16 protein-coding genes are annotated in these 19531 nt (G+C 37.1%); 5 read left to right on the forward strand and 11 right to left on the reverse strand.

What is annotated here, in order from left to right; translation table 11 throughout:
* Nucleotides 1–3: 3 nt before the first annotated feature.
* The 3 genes from R4Z10_RS19245 to R4Z10_RS19255 all read right to left on the reverse strand — a co-directional run bounded on the left by R4Z10_RS19245 (nt 4) and on the right by R4Z10_RS19255 (nt 3159).
* Nucleotides 4–1017, reverse strand: a complete 1014-nt coding sequence (locus R4Z10_RS19245; protein WP_338470882.1) for an N-acetylmuramoyl-L-alanine amidase — start codon at nt 1015–1017, stop codon at nt 4–6.
* Between the two features lie 10 nt (nt 1018–1027).
* Nucleotides 1028–2008: a YARHG domain-containing protein gene (locus tag R4Z10_RS19250; protein WP_338470883.1), complete on the reverse strand. Its 981-nt coding sequence runs from the start codon at nt 2006–2008 to the stop codon at nt 1028–1030.
* 395 nt (nt 2009–2403) lie between these two features.
* Nucleotides 2404–3159, reverse strand: coding sequence for a hypothetical protein (locus R4Z10_RS19255; RefSeq protein WP_338470884.1), 756 nt, complete (start codon nt 3157–3159; stop codon nt 2404–2406).
* Between the two features lie 621 nt (nt 3160–3780).
* Between R4Z10_RS19255 and R4Z10_RS19260 the strand changes: the two genes are divergently transcribed.
* From R4Z10_RS19260 to R4Z10_RS19270, 3 genes are all read left to right on the forward strand, one after another.
* Nucleotides 3781–4905, forward strand: coding sequence for a processed acidic surface protein (locus R4Z10_RS19260; RefSeq protein ID WP_338470885.1), 1125 nt, complete (start codon nt 3781–3783; stop codon nt 4903–4905).
* Between the two features lies 1 nt (nt 4906).
* A complete protein-coding gene (locus R4Z10_RS19265) occupies nt 4907–5536 on the forward strand; it encodes a class D sortase (RefSeq protein ID WP_338470886.1) in 630 nt (209 codons plus the stop codon).
* A 196-nt stretch (nt 5537–5732) separates the two neighbouring features.
* Entirely contained in the window at nt 5733–8081 is a 2349-nt protein-coding gene (locus tag R4Z10_RS19270) for a carboxypeptidase-like regulatory domain-containing protein (RefSeq protein WP_338470887.1), read from the forward strand.
* Between the two features lie 79 nt (nt 8082–8160).
* On the opposite strand, the gene R4Z10_RS19275 is transcribed toward R4Z10_RS19270, so the two are convergent.
* Nucleotides 8161–8502, reverse strand: coding sequence for a hypothetical protein (locus R4Z10_RS19275; protein WP_338473283.1), 342 nt, complete (start codon nt 8500–8502; stop codon nt 8161–8163).
* Between the two features lie 480 nt (nt 8503–8982).
* Here R4Z10_RS19275 and R4Z10_RS19280 point away from each other — a divergent pair, with 480 nt between their 5' ends.
* Nucleotides 8983–9780 (forward strand): LysM peptidoglycan-binding domain-containing protein, encoded by a 798-nt coding sequence (locus tag R4Z10_RS19280; protein ID WP_338470888.1) that lies wholly within the window; start codon nt 8983–8985, stop codon nt 9778–9780.
* Nucleotides 9781–9990: 210 nt separating this feature from the next.
* Here the strand turns inward: R4Z10_RS19280 and R4Z10_RS19285 are convergent, their stop codons facing one another.
* From R4Z10_RS19285 to R4Z10_RS19310, 6 genes are all read right to left on the reverse strand, one after another.
* Nucleotides 9991–10410, reverse strand: coding sequence for a hypothetical protein (locus R4Z10_RS19285; RefSeq protein ID WP_338470889.1), 420 nt, complete (start codon nt 10408–10410; stop codon nt 9991–9993).
* A gap of 323 nt (nt 10411–10733) precedes the next feature.
* Nucleotides 10734–11612, reverse strand: a complete 879-nt coding sequence (locus tag R4Z10_RS19290) for a PepSY domain-containing protein (protein ID WP_338470890.1) — start codon at nt 11610–11612, stop codon at nt 10734–10736.
* Between the two features lie 4 nt (nt 11613–11616).
* On the reverse strand, nt 11617–12966 hold the full coding sequence (locus tag R4Z10_RS19295) for an ATP-binding protein (RefSeq protein WP_338470891.1): 1350 nt from the start codon (nt 12964–12966) through the stop codon (nt 11617–11619).
* A 4-nt stretch (nt 12967–12970) separates the two neighbouring features.
* The gene (locus R4Z10_RS19300) at nt 12971–13654 is read right to left on the reverse strand and encodes a response regulator transcription factor (protein ID WP_338470892.1); all 684 of its coding nucleotides are present in this window, start codon (nt 13652–13654) and stop codon (nt 12971–12973) included.
* Nucleotides 13655–13667: 13 nt separating this feature from the next.
* Nucleotides 13668–15122 (reverse strand): SLC13 family permease, encoded by a 1455-nt coding sequence (locus R4Z10_RS19305; RefSeq protein WP_338470893.1) that lies wholly within the window; start codon nt 15120–15122, stop codon nt 13668–13670.
* Between the two features lie 2 nt (nt 15123–15124).
* The gene (locus R4Z10_RS19310; protein ID WP_338470894.1) at nt 15125–16306 is read right to left on the reverse strand and encodes a glycerate kinase; all 1182 of its coding nucleotides are present in this window, start codon (nt 16304–16306) and stop codon (nt 15125–15127) included.
* A gap of 1245 nt (nt 16307–17551) precedes the next feature.
* On the opposite strand from R4Z10_RS19310, the gene R4Z10_RS19315 reads away from it, so the two are divergent.
* On the forward strand, nt 17552–18208 hold the full coding sequence (locus tag R4Z10_RS19315) for a hypothetical protein (RefSeq protein ID WP_338470895.1): 657 nt from the start codon (nt 17552–17554) through the stop codon (nt 18206–18208).
* A 107-nt stretch (nt 18209–18315) separates the two neighbouring features.
* Here R4Z10_RS19315 and R4Z10_RS19320 read toward each other — a convergent pair whose 3' ends face one another.
* A complete protein-coding gene (locus tag R4Z10_RS19320) occupies nt 18316–19098 on the reverse strand; it encodes an alpha/beta hydrolase (protein ID WP_338470896.1) in 783 nt (260 codons plus the stop codon).
* Nucleotides 19099–19531 lie beyond the last annotated feature (433 nt).

Genomic DNA, 19531 nt, shown 5'->3' on the forward strand with positions numbered 1-19531 from the left:
GTACTAAATACCTGCCACCTTTTTATAAAAGATATATAGAAATAGTGAACAATGACTGTTGAATAGACAAGAGGAAAAGCAGAAAACCAACCCAATTGTTGAAAAAGCAAATGAAACATGAGAACCGTCCCCATGTTTCGTTTTAGCGTACGCTTCTATTCCAGCAGCGAGTTGTTTGATTAGGTGTGTGAGGTAGTCTTCATTTGATAGTTTTTTATCTTCTTCGGGGTTGGTCATGAAGCCGATTTCTGTTAGTATGACTGGTACTTTTGACCAATTAAAGCCTGACAGGTCATTTCTAAAATAGAGGCCATTTTGATAAATCTTTACTTCTTTTGACATAAGGGAAAGTACCGTTTGGGCTGCCATGTAGCTATCATCGTAGATAGCCACTGTATATGGATTATCTTTTCCAGGAACGAGAACTGAAAAACCGTTCATTTCTGCACTTTCTGATCCATCCGCATGAAGGCGTACAAACAAATCAGCTTCATGTTTATTCGCTATTTCTGCTCGTTCCCGATTGCTAATATCTACATCATGAGAAGACCTTGTTAAAATCACTTGAAACCCCTTCTTTTCTAACTGTGCTTTTAACAAATGGGCCGCTTCAAGCGCGAGTACATATTCAGGCTTCCCCGTAGCAACCCCTGTTGTTCCACCTGTAACTTTATACTTTGTCTCTCTGGCATCAGGTCCAATGGGCTCTTGTTCAAGATTCGCTTTTGCTTGATGACCTGGATCAATCACAACAAGAAAAGGTTCTGTGATCTCGGTCGCTGGAGGTGTTTCATCTGTTTTTTCCTCTGATCGCTTTTCTATCATGACAGTATTCTCCCGCTCTTCCTGTTCCTCGGTTAATTCTGTCGCAACCATGCTCTTTTCGCGGACATTCTTTTCCACCTTATTGCTTGAAAGGCTATTTATAATTCCTATTTCTGTTTGAGAATCTAATCGAAGAACGATAAATGAAATGATACAAGCAATGATGACGACGAATATGGAAAGTCTTTTCATCATGGACTTCCTATTCATAAGACTTAATGAAGTCTACATTATGTTTCTCTATAGATGATAAATTTCCGTTATAGCTTGAATCTGGATAATACCAATCTTGGCTGTTAAAATAAGCCCTCAAGTCATCCGATTGAAAAATATAGCCGTAACGAGCATAAATTTCATTTCTCGCTAAACGTAACTCACTTTTTGAAAATCCAGCAATATCAGAATAACTTAAGTAAGAATAACTGCTATGTGGCAACAAATAATAACTATTTCCCGTGCTCACCGGAACTTCTCTGATCACCTCTTTTATAACGGTCTTCTCTTTTACTTCTTCTTTCTCTTCTGTCGATCCAATATTTAGAGCAACCTCAGTCGTTGCTTTTGTTCCTGTTAACGTTACTGTAAGGGCATCTTCATTTGTTTTCCCATCTTTTTTATAGGCCGCTTTTACTGTATAATTTCCTGCTAAAAAGGGGCCAAATTCTGTTGTTTCCTTCGATCCATCCAAGATCCCAATTTCACTTTCATTTAAATAAATAGTCGTTTCTACCCCGGGATCATTGAACGTAATAAAATATCCTAACGTATCTATGACATAACGGTCAAATATTCCGAAATGCTTCCCGTCCATTCGTATGGAAAATAAATTGTTGCCAAGTTCCTCTTCACGTAAGGAATCTTCAATATCCTGGATCAAAGAAGGCTGATTGTCAATCAGGGAAAATAAAGCATCCAGGCTTTGATTATTCACCTTTACGCGAGTATCAGCGGGTACAATCAATTCCTTCAACACATCTTTGTCTTTGCTAATAAGAGCGGATTGGAATTGCTTAATTACCGCTTCCTCACTATACTTCTTTGCTAACAATTGATAGCCCGTAAACAAGCCGATAAAAAGGATAGCAACCAACGCGATAATGATTGGTGTTTTATTATTGTTTATTTTGCGAATATTTTTATTACCATTTTCCTTGTGTGCAGCCCTTGAAGGTTGATCAATCAATGAAAATCCACATTCTGTGCAAAAGGAATTATTTTCTTGATTCTTATGACCGCATGATTGACACTTTTTTATCCAATCCCCTCCTAACGTTTCATTACTTTTATACTACTAAATTACCAACTTTATTGCTATCTAAATGGGATTTTCAACCAATTATTATTATTATCCCTAAAAAAAGGTCCCAGAACTTTGAATCAATTTGGAAAACCTTTTTCTCAATTTCTAAACAGCCCAATAATAAAATTAACAGTTTAATACACAAAAGAAATAGCCGTATATATTTATACTGATTGCTTCAGCAAAATATACGGCTACTTGTTTATCATTTTTTCGGGGCGTCACTGTGACCCGGTCTGCTCTATTATCAAATGAAACGCGAGAACCGCCCCCATGTTTCACTCTACTTTAACAAGTTCAGAGACTACTTTTCCGTTTTGAAGGGATTGGATCATTCCTATATTTTTGGCATAGTAAACGGTGAATCCATTTTGCTTAATTTCAAGGCAATTTGTAAATGTACCGGCTGGAGTTTCTACGGTTTTAGATAGAGAGGTTATTTCCGCTGTCCCCTCGCCCTCATATCCGATATCCCATGATGTTCCTACTTTTGCTGGATATTTAATATCGATATAATATTCAGATTCTGGCCAACCTGTATAAAGTCCATCCTGATCTTCAAACTGAAGAAATACATCTCCATCATTTGTTCCCCACTTATCCCACTTATCATATTTACCCATATAGGAATACTTTACTGTTTCTCCATTACTTTTATAGGTATAAGCCTTCGTTTTATCCATCAAAAAAGTTGGTTTTTCATATAAAGCCAATTCAGCTCCCACAGGTTCAAACTTAATTCCCTCTGATTCTTTGGTAAATAAGTCCCCACCTAAATCAGAGGCCACAGCAGCTCCTGCTACCCGATTGCTTTGAACCTTGTACTCTTCACCCTTTTCAAAACCTTGATCCTGGGTTAAATCGTTACCATTTATCTTTATCACATTGTCATTTTCAAGTGTCGTTACTGTTCCTATTTGCTCTAATTCAGGCTCTTTTTTTCCTGCCATTAGCTTTGCTGATACGATACTCGTTGAGAGGATCAATAAAAAGATAGCAAAAACACTAATTATGATTACTTTTTTGTTTTTCATACCTAAACCTCCTATTCAGTACACTTATTGTAAAAAATCAACTATTAGTAATAGATGATTATTCATACCCTATACACGGTTAGATTTCATACGGCTAAAGGCTCAGTAAATTTATTTATTTCAGGGCAATACAAATTAGTATTACCAATACTTGACAAGTAGACCATGAACATTTGTCAATTCGATTCAGTTCAGTCCCTTTTGCCTTCACTGATAAATACTTTCTACCTCCACCGCTAATCTGAAAAATCCACTTAAAATAAGCATTCGTTTCAGCTAGAAGTTTACCCTCTCCGAAACAGCCATCTTTCCAGCGATCTCGGTAAACCCACTATTTTATGTACATTTTATTACTTTTATATACCCCTATTTGATATAAGTTGAAACATGGGGACGGTTCTCGCGTTTCACTGCTCCTTCCCCCTCTTAAGTCCTCTAGACTAGACTCACAGCAACCCTATAAATCATCACTATTAATCACCGTTCCTTAATTTGTTTTTTGGCATTATGAAGTCCCTATTTCGTCATCTTTTTTCATTTTTCTCAAAATTCATATTGTTGAATCACCACTTTTGAATTATAATTTTCTAGAAACAGATAAAAAATTAAAGGGGAAAGAGTATGAAAAAAGTTCTAAGTATTTTATTTGCGGTTTTATTGTTATTTGGCTTGTCTTCAAACTTAACTGCGGCGGCTCAAAACACTAACTTTGAGCAGGATCTAACAAGCTATTTAGAAGAAGTGAGCAGTGAAAGAGGATTTATCGTAACAAAAGAGGATATTCAAATGTCTCTTCTATCTTTTTATGATGAAAGTCTAGAAAGTTATGAATCAGTGGAAGAGTTGTCCGAATTTTTAGGCGAAGTGATCAAAGCAGATTTGAGTAACTTACAAGGCCTTTTTGAAGATTATGAACTTGATAAAGATGGTCTTCAGCATTTGTTACAGGAAAATGGCGAAAATCTTGATGATTATATCTTCTTAGATGATCTGGATAATGCCCTTTTACTCTATACAGGAGACATTGATGAAATTTTATCGGAAATAGATGAAGAAATGTTCGCTAGTCTTCTATCTGCTTTTCAAGAAGAAATAGGTCTGACCAATGAAGAACTGCAAAAACTAGAAAATCATATACTGTCTTTAGAAGAACATCTATCCAAACCTGAAACTGCAGCACGTCTTGAAAAATTGGGGAACCGCATGATGGCGTTTGGGGACTTTGATGTAGTAAGTGAGATTACAGCACAACAAATGGGTGAGTTAGTGTCTATTTATGAAGAATTCATGTCAATTTTTCAACTAAAAGCATCCTTTAGCTTAGTAAATGGTACTTCTGAAACTCCATTATCGTTATGGGATTTAATGAAAATAGAGGAATTAAAAGGTGCTAATTTAAAAGTTTTACTATACAGCGCGAGCGGACAATTCCTTGCCGACCTTCTGATAACAGGAGAAATGGTCGAGTCTGATACCATTATTGAAACAGGTAAACAAATTGAGAAGTCTGCAGAAGAAGTAACAAAAGTGGTAAAACAAGCACCAGTTACGAAATCTGAAAAACAAGCACCAGTTACGAAGTCCGAAAAACAAAATAATTTAATCGAAAAGAAAACGACGGAACATAAAACCGTTAAAGGGGCCAAGCTTCCCAAAACAGCTTCTGACTACATTCCAAATGCCCTTTTAGGAATGTTCATCATGTTTGCGGGAATTTTTATGTTTAGAAAGGTAAGGAATATGTAAGGTGGCACGCTTTAAAAATAAGCGATCGCATAGAAAAAAACGAATCTATCTTTTATCGTTTTTGGTCGTTGTTATTTTATTTGGGGTTTGGTTTTCAACAACCAATATCTATAAGTTTGCCAAAGGTTATTTAGCATATAAAACGGATTCTACGAGTACTTTTGTACAAGAAACAAAAGCACAAGCCAGTCCAACCCTGAATAAAAAAGAAGAGTTGTATCCGACACGCCCTGAAATCGGTGAAGAAATTGGAGAACTTTATATTCCAAAATTGAATGCAACTCTTCCAATCTATCATGGCACAAATGAGGATGAATTGGAAAAAGGAGTGGGCCATTTCGCTGGAAGCGTCTTGCCTGGAGAAAACGACAATAGTGTCCTTTCTGGCCATCGCGATACCGTCTTTCGTAAACTTGGAGAAGTCGGTGAGGGAGATGAGTTAATCGTACGAACGTCTGCAGGAGAGTTTACCTACAAAGTCAACAAAGTACGAATTGTAGATGAAGACGATCGGACGGTCATCGTCCCAAAACCTAGAGCCACCCTTACAGTCAGCACATGTTATCCGTTTAACTTTATAGGATCAGCACCCGAACGTTATGTCTTGGTTGCTCATCTGATTTCAAAGTAAAGGGTTTGGAAAGTTGCTTAAGAGACAATCGAAGGTTTTTTACCAAAAAGGCACGATAAGAGGGGTTAAACTACTTATTGTGCCTTTTGGTGTTTTTGTTATAGGAAAATATAACTAAAAAAATGTAATATTTCGCAATAATATAGACTAGCAGGATGAATTTAAAAAAGGAAATTTATAGAATCGGGGGTTCAATATGAGGAAAACGGTATGTAAAATGCTTATATCCTTTATGTTTATCATTACGATTAGCGCTGTGATTGGGATTGTAAGCTCTGCACAAACAAAGGATTCAGGCATGGGATTTGTTGAGGGATCCATTAAAGAGGATGAGAAAACCTTAAAAAACTCCCAAGTGATGATAAGTGAAAAAGGAAAATTACATCCTATTTATATCATGACTGATGCCAACGGGTCATTTAAGTCTAAATTATCTGACGGGACTTACACAGTTAAAGCGATAAAAGACAGAAATAATAACTGGTATAGTACGAGTGACACCTTTATTGTTAAAAAAGGAAAAATAATAGGCAAAGGTAATCAAATAGCCATTTCTGCAAAGAACAAAGAGAAAAAGGCATCAAAAAAATCTAGTAATTTTAAAGGTAAATTAAAAGAAGGAAATAAAGGATTGAAGGCGGATCTCATTCTTTCTAGGTATAGTGAAGATGAAGAGGAGATTATTCGTATCACTTCTGAAGACAATGGTAAATTTTCTGCTAAGCTTGATGACGGCAATTATTTCCTTTTCGAAGTTGAAGTAGATGGTGGGTTCTATCGTCATGAGCTAGGATTCACAGTGAAAGACGGAATTATCTTCATCGATGGGAAACCACATAAACGACAACTATCCATCACCCTTCCTGTTCATACTTATTCAGGTATAGTTACAGATTCCACCACTGGAATAAGTGGAGCGAATATTGTACTAGAAAAACGAATTTCCAATGATGAATACAACACTGATTTTATTCAAAATGTGATAACGGATCAAACAGGATCATTCTCTTTAAGGGCATTAACCGATGGGATATATACACTTAGTGTCTATCATGATACCTACTATTCTTGGAAACATCTTTCCTTTGAAGTAATAGATGGAAAGATCTATAGAGATGGCGAGGAAACTTCCTCCCTGCAAATTATGATTCCAGACATGAATGTGAAAGGTAAAGTTTTGGAAGGAACGCAACCTATTCCCGATACGCATGTTTCGATTGTAAGGTCGGGATCTGATGAGTATATTTGGTATAATGTTCGAACAGATGCGGAAGGCCATTTTCAATATAGATTAGAGGATGGAATGTATACGATTCAAGGGATAGATGAACCAAACGGACAAACAGAAATGAACATTCCTTTTGAGATCCGTGATGGAAAGGTTCTACAAAATGAAGAAGAAACGTCATTGTTAACGATTGAGCTACCTCCTGTTTCATTAAATGGCAAGCTGGTTGAATCAGGTAACCCTCTCCAAGGCTCTATTTTTATCGAAAAAATAACAGATGAATTTAACCAAGAGGGATTTAATGCTTCTACAGATGAAAATGGTACTTTCTCGTTACGCCTTAAAGATGGGAGCTATCGGGTTTCTAGCGGCTACTTATATGGCGATGGGGAACAAATTTCGTTTAATACGACTTTTGAAATCCTAAATGGACAACTCGTGATGGATGGTCAAGAGCAAACACTAATAGAGCTTGAAGTACCATCAGTTAGTTTACATGGATTGGTTAAGGATGGAGATCGAACAGTAACAAATGGAATGGTTTCAGTTACCTCACAAGATCAAAGTGTTGATATTTGGAAAAGCATCAATTCAGATGGATCGTTCGCCATGCGTTTAACAGATGGAGATTATTATGTAAAAAGTATTCAAATCGAGGACGGTACAACCACTGAATTGTTCCAACCCTTTTCAATCGTTGATGGAAAGCTATCTAAGGATGATCAATTACTTGAAGTGCTAGAAATATCTGCACCCCCTGTCACGTTAACGGGGACGCTAACAGAAGAGGGAACCCCAGTTATCGGCAATTTCTATATCATGGAAATCAACGATGCTGAAACCCCTCTACAATATTGGGGAAATACCGATGACGAAGGAAAATTTCAATTTCGCATGCTAGATGGCGATTACAAAGTCTATAACGTTGGTTTTCCTGATGGTTCTAATTTCAGTCCAGGCACAGTATTTAGTATTCAATCCGGTCAATTGTATGTAAATGATGAATTAACAGACCAACTTAACATCGATGTTCCACCTTTAAATTTATCAGGTCATGTGGTTAATGGCGAGGAATCAGTTGACCAAGGGCAACTATATATTTCGATGTTAACTGGATATAATGGTGCTTACGTTGATATCTATAATGGTTTCTATCAAACACGACTACGTGATGGTGAATACGAGATCTTATATGTGTATGATTATCAAAATGGTTACTTTGAAATGAAGAAAAACTTTGTAATTTCAAACGGCAAACCCTTTGTTGATGATCAAGCCGTAAGTACATTAGATATTAACCTGCAAGATCTGCAATAACTTTGTTGGGACAAGGGTAAAACTAACCCTTGTCCTCATTTATTTTTCGGGGCGTCACTGTGACGCCCCGAAAAGTGCCCTATTGAATATATTCCGCATCATAGGAATTCTCCCCAGCATGTACGGCTAAAAGGGTATCCGCATAGCCTACAAGTCTATTGACTAGTTCATCCGCAATCGCATAGACGAGTGTATGCTTGTCTTGATGAAACAAGGCTGGATCATCAAATATAATGGTAGTATTAATAAAAACATCCCGATTTCCATATAAATCGTAATGAATGATCACCTTTCCTGCAGCCCCTTGTGTTCGAACATCCTGGTAACCTGGCAAGAAAATATACCATTCTTCCGCACTAGCGGATCTGAAATTTTTAGTAAAGGTCATTCCATGGATCACTTGTTCAATCTCACTTTTCATTTCGGGTTGAATGACATCATTAATTTTCTCGTCCACCTAAATCCCCTCTCTATTTAACGATAGTTTATGTTCTAGGCTTAATGAACTATGCTAGAGCCTTTTATACATACTAAAGCGCTGGATTTTCTACTGTTACATAAATAACATACAACTGAACTCCTCATCCGTTATTTTATGACCCAGCTCTGATTCCATACAGCCAACATCTAATAAGTTTAATAAAACCTGAGAATCACTTCATATCTCTTTGTGGAACATTTTGTGAAACAAGATTTTTCGGGGCGTCCCTGTGACGCGGAAGTTCAACGCAGAAGTTTGACGCGAAAATTACGTGAGAGCTACACTCTTCCATTTTTGTAATAATTTGTCATAACCTTGTTATGATCGAAATCAAAATTATATCTCCCTGTCCCATTCCTGTAAGATTCCTATGTTAAGCTTGTCCATAGTGAAATAACAACAACAGGGAGGTAACTCAAATTGAAATATAAAGTATTTTCAGCTATAACAGCGGCGATCCTTTTTATCGTCGGTGGTACGAGTATACACGCAGAACAGATTATCGTTAAAAAAGGGGACACGTTGTGGGGTCTGTCTCAACAACATGGAACGACCGTTCAATCGATTAAAAAATGGAACAATCTATCAGATGATGTTATTCATCCAAATGATGTTCTTGAAGTTTCACCGGTTAAAACCCTAACTATTAGAAAAGGGGATACCCTTTGGAATATCTCAAAAGTTTACGGAGTTTCAGTGGATAGTTTAATGAAGTGGAATAACTTATCATCCGATGTCATTCATCCTGGTTTGAGATTAGTTATCTATACAGATGGAGAACAATCACAAGTTAATCAAACACAGCCTGCTCAGGCAAAACAAGAGGCTCCTAAGGAACCTGCTAAATCCAATTCAGTAGAAGCAGCAGCTCCAGTAGAGCCAGCAGCACCAACTACAGCGGAGGCTCCTGTCTCTGAACAGCCAATTGGAAAAGAAATTACAGTTGAAGCAACTGCCTACACAGCTGAATGTAAAGGTTGCTCTGGAATTACCAAAACAGGTGTCGACCTTAAGGCTAATCCTGATAAAAAGGTCATCGCAGTGGATCCATCCGTGATTCCACTTGGCTCAAAAGTCCATGTAGAAGGCTATGGATACGCAACTGCTGAGGATATTGGCGGTGCAATCAACGGTAATAAAATCGATGTATTTGTCCCTGAACATGAGGATGCTATTCAATGGGGCAGAAAACAAGTAAAAGTAACAATTATTGATTAATAGAGTGATATTGTGAAATAGATGGTTTTCTATTTATCTACTAACCTTACTAATCCTTCAATGGGTTTTAGGTAGCACAAGGTTACATATTATTTCAAGGTTATATACTTGTGAAACAAGATTTTTCGGGGCGTCACTGTGACGGCGCTAACCAAATAGATATAAACAAGCAATAGAGTGGGGATTCTTCCCCGCTCTATTATTCTATGCTTATTGTTTTACCCAAAATGTATAATTGACTCTTGTTGATCCGATATTTGTAAACTTCATACGGTAGGATCCACTTGCTACATCATAAAAGGTCAATGAGGTTGAACCGTTTTTAGTAGCATACTTGGTTCTATATGTATACCAAGAGCTTCCATTCCATCTCTGTAACTCCACTTTAAAACTACCTGATGCAGAGCTCTTCGCACTCACTCCTGCTAAAATCGTTCTAGGACTACTAAGGCTTGGTTGGAATGTTCTTTGATAAACATAGTTTGAGAAGTATCCAGAATGATAATAAGTTGTCCAAATACTTCCTCTTTCAGACCAATCCGCTGCTTCTGCTTTGCCCGTATTTACAAATCCACCTGATAAAAGAAGTGTAAATGCAAGTGCAAAAGATACAAAAATCCTTTTATTCATTTTTTCTCTCCTTGTAAATTTCTTAATTAATAGACTATTATATAGACTTTTTCTATTATTTCATGATGTTTTCCTCATGGGACAAAGGAACGAACGCCACTGTTTCCAATCGGGGCGTCACTGTGACCCAGAGTGAGACCTCTAGCTTCGATATCAGTGGAACTAAAAAAGATGACCCCTATTCAATATAGGAATCATCACCTTCTAATTGCTTACTCTCTTTTATTTCCATTGGTCTCTAACACAGAACCCGATGTGAAACATTCTGTGAAACAAGATTTTTCGGGGCGTCCCTGTGACGCCCCGTACTGTGACGCCCCGTACTAGTCATCTTCATCATCGTCTTCGTCGTCACTTTCTTCATCTACGTCGTCATCATCATCACTGTCGTTACTTTCGTCATTCTTAGGCTCGGTTGATTGTTGTATGATCGGCTTTGGTTGTTGTTTGACCTGTTTCGGTTGCTGTATTTCCGACGCCGATTGTTGTATGTCCGATTGTGGTTGTTGTATGTCCGGATCTGGTTGTTCCTCATACCAAGAGATGGATGATACGTTTCCTGTGTTTGCTTGAACATAGACATGGGCACCTTCTGCTTGATCATCTACGGTTACTTTATAATGCTTTCCATTTTGGTTCGTTACAATGGATAAATTTGTGATTTGCCCTTTGATTTGTTCCAACGCAATTTCTTTTGCCTGTTCTTCTGAAATAGAAAGGGGTGGTTTAACACTACTCTTCACTTCTGTATTTGAGACAATGATATTTTGCAACAAATCATATTCAATTCGATAATGCTTGTTATTTTTCTCAACGGTTGCTTCTATGAGAGGATTCCCTTCTTTATCGATTTGGTTGATCTGGGTAACCTTACCACTTAGTTCCTTCTCAATATTTTTTTGAGCTTCTTCCATTGATAGCAAGGCTTCTTTTTTCTCAATAAGTTGGATGTTACTAATTTTCTTCGTTTTCCTATGAACGGATACCCTATAAATTCCTTTTTCATGGTCAAGCTTCAGTTGATAGGTGCTGTTACTTGGATCCACCTTGGTATCGAGTACTTCTCCTCCATAAAGATTTGTAACAATGGCTTCCGCTTCTTTCTCTGAAATCGTAGGAGGGTAATCTTTTATAAAAACTAGATAAAATGAATACGATAAGCCTGCAATGATAAACGCAATAAGACCAACTTTCAATTTCAACTAACTAAACCTCCAACTTTGGAAATGTAACGGTAAAAGTGGATCCACGTCCTTCATCACTTTCTAAGGTGATGAAACCATTTTGTTGTTCGACGATTCGCTTGGCAATGGATAAACCTAAGCCAGATCCTCCCGTTTTACGACTTCTTGTTTTATCAACCCGGTACAATCGATCAAAAACATGGGCTTGGGCTTCTACTGGAATTCCAATTCCTTTATCCGTTACACTTATGATCACACTTTTATCTGATTCCTTCAGCTCTACCTCAATATGATCATCACTATATTTTTTGGCATTATCTAACAAAATAATAAGGACTTGAACAAAACTCTGTTCATGTATGTTCATATAAATCTCTCTTTGTTCACTTTTCAAATAAATCTCATGTTTAAAAGCTTGCTGTAACCGGTGAATCGTGTCTTCTACGATTGGGATGATGTTGACTAGCCTTTTTTCACTTTCTATACATTCTTCTGATCTTGCTAAAAGCAACAATTGCTCCGTTAAATATTTCATCCGGCCTGACTCAGACGCAATGGAATGAATCGCTTCCTCTAATATATCTGGCCGCTCTTTCCCCCATCGATTTAATATTTTCACATAACTATCAATGACCGTTAAAGGCGTTTTCAGCTCATGAGAAGCATCTGAAACAAACTGTTCCTGTTTTAAGTAACTTTTTTCCAACCTTGTGATCATTCGATTAAACGTCATGGCCATTTCTGTTAATTCATCTTTCGTATCATGCGTGATCGATATTTTCTCAAATGAGCCCTTTTTTTCGATTAAACTCATCGTTTGAGTCAGACGTTGGATCGGAAAAGAAATGATTCGTCCTAAAAATCGACTCGTTAAAGAGAGAATCAACACCTTGATGATGGTTGCATACACAAATACCCATTTTAAATCATGAATATTTTCAAAAAAGACGTCCACATTCTCGACTACTTGCAAATTGACAATTTCTCCATTTTCACCAATGGTTGGAATGGAAACAACGACAAACATCGATTCTTTATAAGAGACGACTTCTTCAAATTGATCATCATTATATTCACTCTGTATGTTTCGATAGTCATTGTTCGTTGTCACTTGAATGATCGTGTTGCTGTTACGATCAACAACACGAATCATGCCATTACTAATTAAATACGCTTGTAATACTTGTTCCATCGATAAATTGGAGTTAGAGTTGAGTTCCATAACCGTATGATTCAATGTATTGGTTAATCGATTCATCTCAGAAGAAATCACTGAATTTTTAAAGATGAAATAAATCGCCGTATTTGCGATAAGTAGTAATACAATTAATACAAGAGTGGTCGAAAGTTGAATCCACGTTCGTAACCTCACAACATCAATCCTTCACCATATAGCCGACACTTCGAACCGTATGTATAAACGGATCTTCCTTCGAATCCGTTAGTTTTTTCCTCAAATATCGAATATAGACACCGACAACATTTGTATCTCCGTAAAAATCCATTCCCCATACTTTATTTAAAATTTGTTCACGTTCAAGTACCCGGTTTTTATTTTCAACTAGATAAAGCAAGAGGTCGTACTCCCTAGGGGTCAAATCAATTAATTGGTTATTTCTATATACTTCTCTCGTGTTTGTATCAATTGTCACCGATCGAATGACGTGTACATTAGACTCTGCAGGAGAGACCGCATTCGGCTTAAACCGTAGATTCGTACGAATACGCGCGAGCAATTCTTCAATTTCAAATGGTTTAGTCATATAATCATTCGCCCCTGCGTCTAAGCCGCTTACTTTATCGAAAACGGTATTACGTGCCGTCAACATAATGACAATAATCTCGTTATCCTCATGCCGAATCCGTCTTAACACTTCCATTCCATTTAATTCAGGAATCATGACATCTAAGAGAACTAAATCAATTTTTTCCTTTTCTAAAATGGATAGCCCATCTCTCCCTGTATGAGCTATACTGACCTTATACCCTTCATGTTCCAATTCGAGTTGAATGACTCGGGCAATTCCCTCATCATCTTCAATAATTAAAATGTGATCCATTCTTACACCTCATCTATAACTCCATCCCCGTCCACTGCCAATAAGAAAAATAAAACATCATCATGATTAAAATATAAAGGGGCATTAATAGGATGCTAATCTTTAATAGATTACTAGCATTATACGAGATTCTCCCCTCCTCATAAAATAGTAATAAAGCCTTAGAACTGACGGGAACAGTAACACAATAGTTCATACCGATTAAACTTAAAAAAACGACCGTAGAAGGATTCACTCCTATCGTTTCACTAAATACGATTAAACTTGGAATAAACACGATCGCACGGGTGGTATGGGATGTAATATACAAATGACTTGTAACCGTTACAAGCAAAATAATCAAAACAATGAGCCACTCTGGCGCACCTACGAATAAATGGAGGACATGAAGCATTTCTTGTTCAATCCATTTTACAACCCCTGTGTCAACGAGCACTTTTCCCAGTGCAGTGGCTGCAGCAACAAATACAATCAAGTTCCAGGATACCGACTTCATGCCTTGTTTCCAACTAATCATTCCATAATGGGGCACCATCGCTAAGATCGCACCGACCATGGTTACAAAGGCAATATCATACCCATGGATGCTTTCAGTTACCCAGCCGACAATCAATAATGAAAGCAAGACAAGTGTCTTTTTTTCCTTTTGATTCAACGGTTGTTTTTCCCTCATTCGAGAAACCCTTTGGACGTTTTCGATCTCCTTCCCTTCACCTTTTGGCCATAAAGTCTTTTTTATGATAAAAAATGAAAGAAAGGAAACAACGATCGCAAAAGGGACCCCCCAAACCAACCATTGACGATACGAAATGGTTTGATCCACCGTGCTTTCAAGTAAACCGATTCCAATTAAATGAGATCCTGCACCGATGAGGGTTGCTGATGTACTCATTAAGATGATAACCGGTGCTAAAATAGCCAACACACTTTGTTCTTTCGTCGAAAACTTTTGACCTAACTGATTTATAATTGGCATCGATAACGCTGCACGACCTGAGGTAGACGGGATAAAAAAGGCGGTTGAGAATATAACCGAACAAATCCCAATGAGCACATTGCCTTTTTTATTTGACTTTCTCAAGATGGATTGAGCCAACCGTTCGGCTAACCCTGACTGTTTCACCGCTTCCCCAATGATAAATGAACCAACCATTAACCATACTACTTTCTCTGATAGTGAATGGTATAACAATTCAGGATCTGCTGCATTCATAATAATGATGAACATGATCAATGCAACAGCTACAAATCCAGCAGGTATTTTCGTCGTAATCCATAACGTCATCGCTGATAAGAACGCAAATAAAGAGATTTTTGCACTATAATTTAGACCGTCGATTAAAAGAACGACGACTAAAATAAGGACATGGATACTGATAATCGCTAAAGCTTTTGTCGATAATTGTTGGATCCACGTTTTTATGGGATGACTTTTTTCAATTTGTTGTTCCTCTAAACTTGGTATCATAGTTAAGAAACGCCCTCTTTTAACATTTGTTTTTCAGCCATTTCAAAGCCAATTGCAATTTGTCGTAACACGGACTCCGTACCTTTTTCAATCCACTCTGGTGCTTTTATCATGGACTTCTCTAAAGTGGTTGGTTTGGGAATAATACTAACAAAGGCATCGATTCCTGCTTGATAGTTTAAATCCGCTCCTTTACCGATCGTTCCCGTTATAGCAATAACTGGAATCCCATATTTTTTTGCAATACGTGCTACCTCCGCAGGAATTTTTCCGTTTGGCGTTTGAAAATCTAAACTTCCTTCCGCTGTTAACACGATATCGGCTGTTTTAATTTTATCTTCTATATCAATATAGTCCATAATAATATCGAATCGTGGATGTAAGATGGCACCGGTAAAGGCAATAAGTCCAGCCCCTAAGCCACCTGAAGCTCCACTGCCTGGTAAAGAACGAACGTCTACTCCTACCTCTTCTTGAATGAGTGTTGCATAATGTTCTAGAGCCAATGATAATTTTTCAACCTGTTCAGGTGTCGCACCTTTCTGTGGTCCAAACACCCGTGCAACTCCTTGTTCCCCGCATAAAATGTTCTTCCAGTTACAGGCAACATCGATCGTTACAGTATGTAAACGCTCATCTAAATGGGTTAGATCGAGATGGTCCACCTTCAATAAATCTTCTCCCCCATGGATCGGAACGAGTTGACGATTCTGATCAAAAAACTGAACTCCTAATGCTTGTGCCATTCCTGCACCCCCATCGGATGTCCCCGAATCCCCACAACCGATTAAAATATGGTCCACGCCTAAATCAAGGGCAAACGAAATTAACTCTCCTACTCCATAAGTTGTGGTTTTCAATGGGTTTCGTTGATCACGTGGAACAAGCTTCAACCCAGCAACCGCTGCCATTTCAATCACTGCTGTTCGTTTATCATTCTCTACATAAATCCCAAAATGACCGGTAATCTTCTCTCCAACGGGTCCTGTCACTTCTTTGTAAATCAGTTCTCCACCTTTTAGTTTGGTGATCGCCTTTGCAAACCCTTCCCCACCATCCATCATCGGGATCACTTCCATATCAATGAGCGGATCAAAACTCTTTACGCCACGCTCCATCGCTATAGCGACTTCCTCTGCATCCAAACATTCTTTAAAGCCAGATGGTACAATAACTATTTTCATAATGATACCTCCAAATTCTTTTGTTACTAGTAATCTACCAGCCAAAAACTAACAAACACTTAAAGAATCATTAGAAAATGATTAGAAAATAAACAAAACTTTCACATTTACCTAAAAGGAGATTAACAAAATGAACAAAACCTTTGGGGAAGATTGAATTTCGCGGCAACACAATTTTTCGGAGCGCCGCTAATTCGGGGCGTCACTGTGACGCGGACTTTAGCGTTTCGGAGCGTTGCTAATGAAGGAAATAAGAGGAGGAAATAAAAAAATCCACCGTTTTCATCGTAAATAGAAGTATCTATCACAGAACTTCCAAATACTTACTCTGACCAGGAGTGAAAACGATGGAATCTACATTATTGAATTATATTTAAGGTAAAAACAACCAAATTTATTAAAGAGACAGGTACGCCAACTTGCCAGAACCCAACCTTATTGATTTGCCTTTTCTCAGACTCTATCTTATTCGGGGCGTCACTGTGACGATGCCCATTTACTATTACGATACTATTTACTATTAAAGTAATCAGCAAATGCCTGGAAAATATAAACAGCTTGAAAAACAAACATTTGAATGGCCGTTACAGATAAAAATCCAATCATAATATAGCGAAACAACATATCCCCCACTCCTTATCTGTTGATTGATTCGATATTTTTTAGTCTCCCGTTTGTGTTCCACTTTCCCAATCAACTATGATTACTCTATGTTGTTTATTAGTCAGAGGGCGGACACTGTCATCGGCATAATGCGGTATCCATTAAACCTAGTAGAAAACGGTCGAGAACGTCAACAAAACCCATACTTTTTTCTGATTGTCCCCTCTCATGTAAAGTAGAATTATTATATCATATTCTTTTAATTTTAAAAATATAAAATTTTCGCAAAATTATAATTAATTTTAATCCTAAACTCTCTTCTATGTTAATCGGTAATGAGACCGTATCTTTTGGTTCGTAAGGTAACGTCGTACAAAAAAAATAACAAATAATACAGTTAGATGGCTTTTTGGGATAGTAATTACAAAAACTTCGAAGTATCACACTCTATAAACTATCAACCTCGTGAAACAAGATTATTCGGGGCGTCACTGTGACGCGGAGGTTTAGGCAGAGCTTTTGACCTTAACGATTAATGATGGTAAAGTATATAAAATCTTTACAAAGTATTATTAAAAAATAGTATATATTTAATATATTGAAAAGTTGCTAAAGTACTTGCCGGTTAAAAGGGAGAGAGAAATGACGAAGAGGGTAATTTTGTTTTTGGTTGGATTATTAGCAATATCGTTAGGTAGCGTACATATGATTAAAGTTTCTAAATTAGGAGTTCAGCCATTTGATGTACTTTACATAGGCTTGCATCAAAAAACTTCAATTTCAATCGGTTTTGCCTCGATCTCAACAGGCATCGTATTATTAACGATTGCTTTTATTTTACATAGACAAAAGTTAAAAATTGGAACCATTTTAGATGTGATCTGTTTAGGTTTGTTGATTGATTTATTTTTATACTTGGATTTTATCATCACACCTGCCACGTTGATCTGGCAAATATTCTTTTTAATTTTTGGAACAGTCCTTATTTCTCTAGGTGCGGCTCTCACCATTTTTTCCAACCTAGGAGCAGGACCGATTGATACTTTTATGTTGGTTGTACATAAAAGATTTGGATTATCTGTAAGAGTTGCTACGACTTTAATAGAAGGCGGCGCTCTTTTGGCAGGATTTTTATTAGGAGGCCCGATTGGCATTGGAACTGTTGCGGTTTGTTTGTTAATGGGTCCGATGATCGAGTTTTTCCTTGTGGTTCTACAAAAAAGCAAAAGTGCTCTTTATCATTACAAACCAATCCATCCAAAGTTAAGAGAAACGGAATATTTAAAAGAGACTCTATGATGGGAGTCTCTTTTTTATTTAATATTGAATTTAGATATTCCGTGGAACCGAGGAATATCCTGCGTTCTCTACAATCAGAGTGTTGACGTGACGGTGTTTCAGGAGCGTCACTGTGATCTGGTATAACGCTCTATAAATTCAACAGAAGCTGTGTTAAAAGTTTTAGGGTCTTCCATATTACAAATATGACCACAGTTTTCAAGTAATATGACCTCTGCAGCTAAATCATTCTTTATATCTTTCAAAAGATAATCGATAAAGCGAATGTCTTCTACTCCCGAAATATATAGCTTAGGAATACTTTTTGCATGGTCATGGAGTATTTCAAAAGAGAAGTCGACAGCATTTAATACCCTCAGCCAATCTATAAAATTACCTTTTTTCATCTGTTTGACGCCATTATAAAATATCTCTCTAGTAGTTTTGAGTTTGTTAGTTGGTAGCATATATTGTCCCATTATAGAATAAATCCATAATGCAGGCAGGACTCCATGCGTGAGGTTGAATATTCGTAAGGCGGTTCTAGCAATTGGGCTAAAGCGTGTAATCGCACCACCTAACACCATACTATTTATATATTCTGGATGTTTTTGAAGAAAATAGTGTAGTACAACGGAACCTAAAGAAATGCCAACAAAATGTGCTTTATAAATTTTAAGTTGATTTAATGTTTGTACCATGGCTTCTATTACAGAATCCAAGTTAAAATTTCCTCCATAACTTCTCGTATCTGATGAATTTCCATGACCGGGCAAATGAATTGCAATTACGTTAAACTTCTTAACAAAACTGCGCATTTGCTTATAAAAGGCATTAGAATCCGAACCAAATCCATGAACAAAAACCACTGTTTCTACATTTTCTTTATTATATTGTTTATATTCAAGCATTTTTCCACTCCATAAACTCATCTAAGCGACAGTTTTTCCTATAACATAAAGTTTTATCATCCATCCCAAAAAGAGACCATAAAACACCATTTCATTACATTTATTCATTTGTTTCCACTTGTTCTCAAAATATTGTAAATTTCATATTACCATTAATAGGAATACTTTAATAGTACGATATCCCCAGGTAGATTTTATTTATATTATCAAAGAATAGTAAGAGTGTATTAAATGAGATGGATATACTTAATTTTCAGCCTACCAGTATTTATAGATAGACAATGTCTTTGAATCGAACCTAATGAAAAGTAAACTGTGTAACAAGATTTTTCGGGGCGTCACTGTGACGTGGAGGTGGTGACGTGGAGATGAAGTTTATTTATTTATTTATTATTTTTATAATATTCTATTGTTTAAAATTTAGTTCTTATGT

This window comes from Niallia sp. XMNu-256, assembly GCF_036670015.1.
In the GTDB taxonomy this organism is placed as follows: domain Bacteria; phylum Bacillota; class Bacilli; order Bacillales; family Cytobacillaceae; genus Bacillus_BD.

Bases quoted from the DNA above. Each gene is read 5' to 3' on its own strand.
- R4Z10_RS19310 (WP_338470894.1), bottom strand. From the start codon at position 16,306: ATGAAAATAGTTATTGTACCATCTGGCTTTAAAGAATGTTTGGATGCA.
- R4Z10_RS19275 (WP_338473283.1), bottom strand. From the start codon at position 8,502: ATGAAAAGTGAGATTGAACAAGTGATCCATGGAATGACCTTTACTAAA.
- R4Z10_RS19305 (WP_338470893.1), bottom strand. From the start codon at position 15,122: ATGATACCAAGTTTAGAGGAACAACAAATTGAAAAAAGTCATCCCATA.
- R4Z10_RS19320 (WP_338470896.1), bottom strand. From the start codon at position 19,098: ATGCTTGAATATAAACAATATAATAAAGAAAATGTAGAAACAGTGGTT.
- R4Z10_RS19300 (WP_338470892.1), bottom strand. From the start codon at position 13,654: ATGGATCACATTTTAATTATTGAAGATGATGAGGGAATTGCCCGAGTC.
- R4Z10_RS19245 (WP_338470882.1), bottom strand. From the start codon at position 1,017: ATGAAAAGACTTTCCATATTCGTCGTCATCATTGCTTGTATCATTTCA.
- R4Z10_RS19315 (WP_338470895.1), top strand. From the start codon at position 17,552: ATGACGAAGAGGGTAATTTTGTTTTTGGTTGGATTATTAGCAATATCG.
- R4Z10_RS19285 (WP_338470889.1), bottom strand. From the start codon at position 10,410: ATGAATAAAAGGATTTTTGTATCTTTTGCACTTGCATTTACACTTCTT.
- R4Z10_RS19270 (WP_338470887.1), top strand. From the start codon at position 5,733: ATGAGGAAAACGGTATGTAAAATGCTTATATCCTTTATGTTTATCATT.
- R4Z10_RS19255 (WP_338470884.1), bottom strand. From the start codon at position 3,159: ATGAAAAACAAAAAAGTAATCATAATTAGTGTTTTTGCTATCTTTTTA.
- R4Z10_RS19260 (WP_338470885.1), top strand. From the start codon at position 3,781: ATGAAAAAAGTTCTAAGTATTTTATTTGCGGTTTTATTGTTATTTGGC.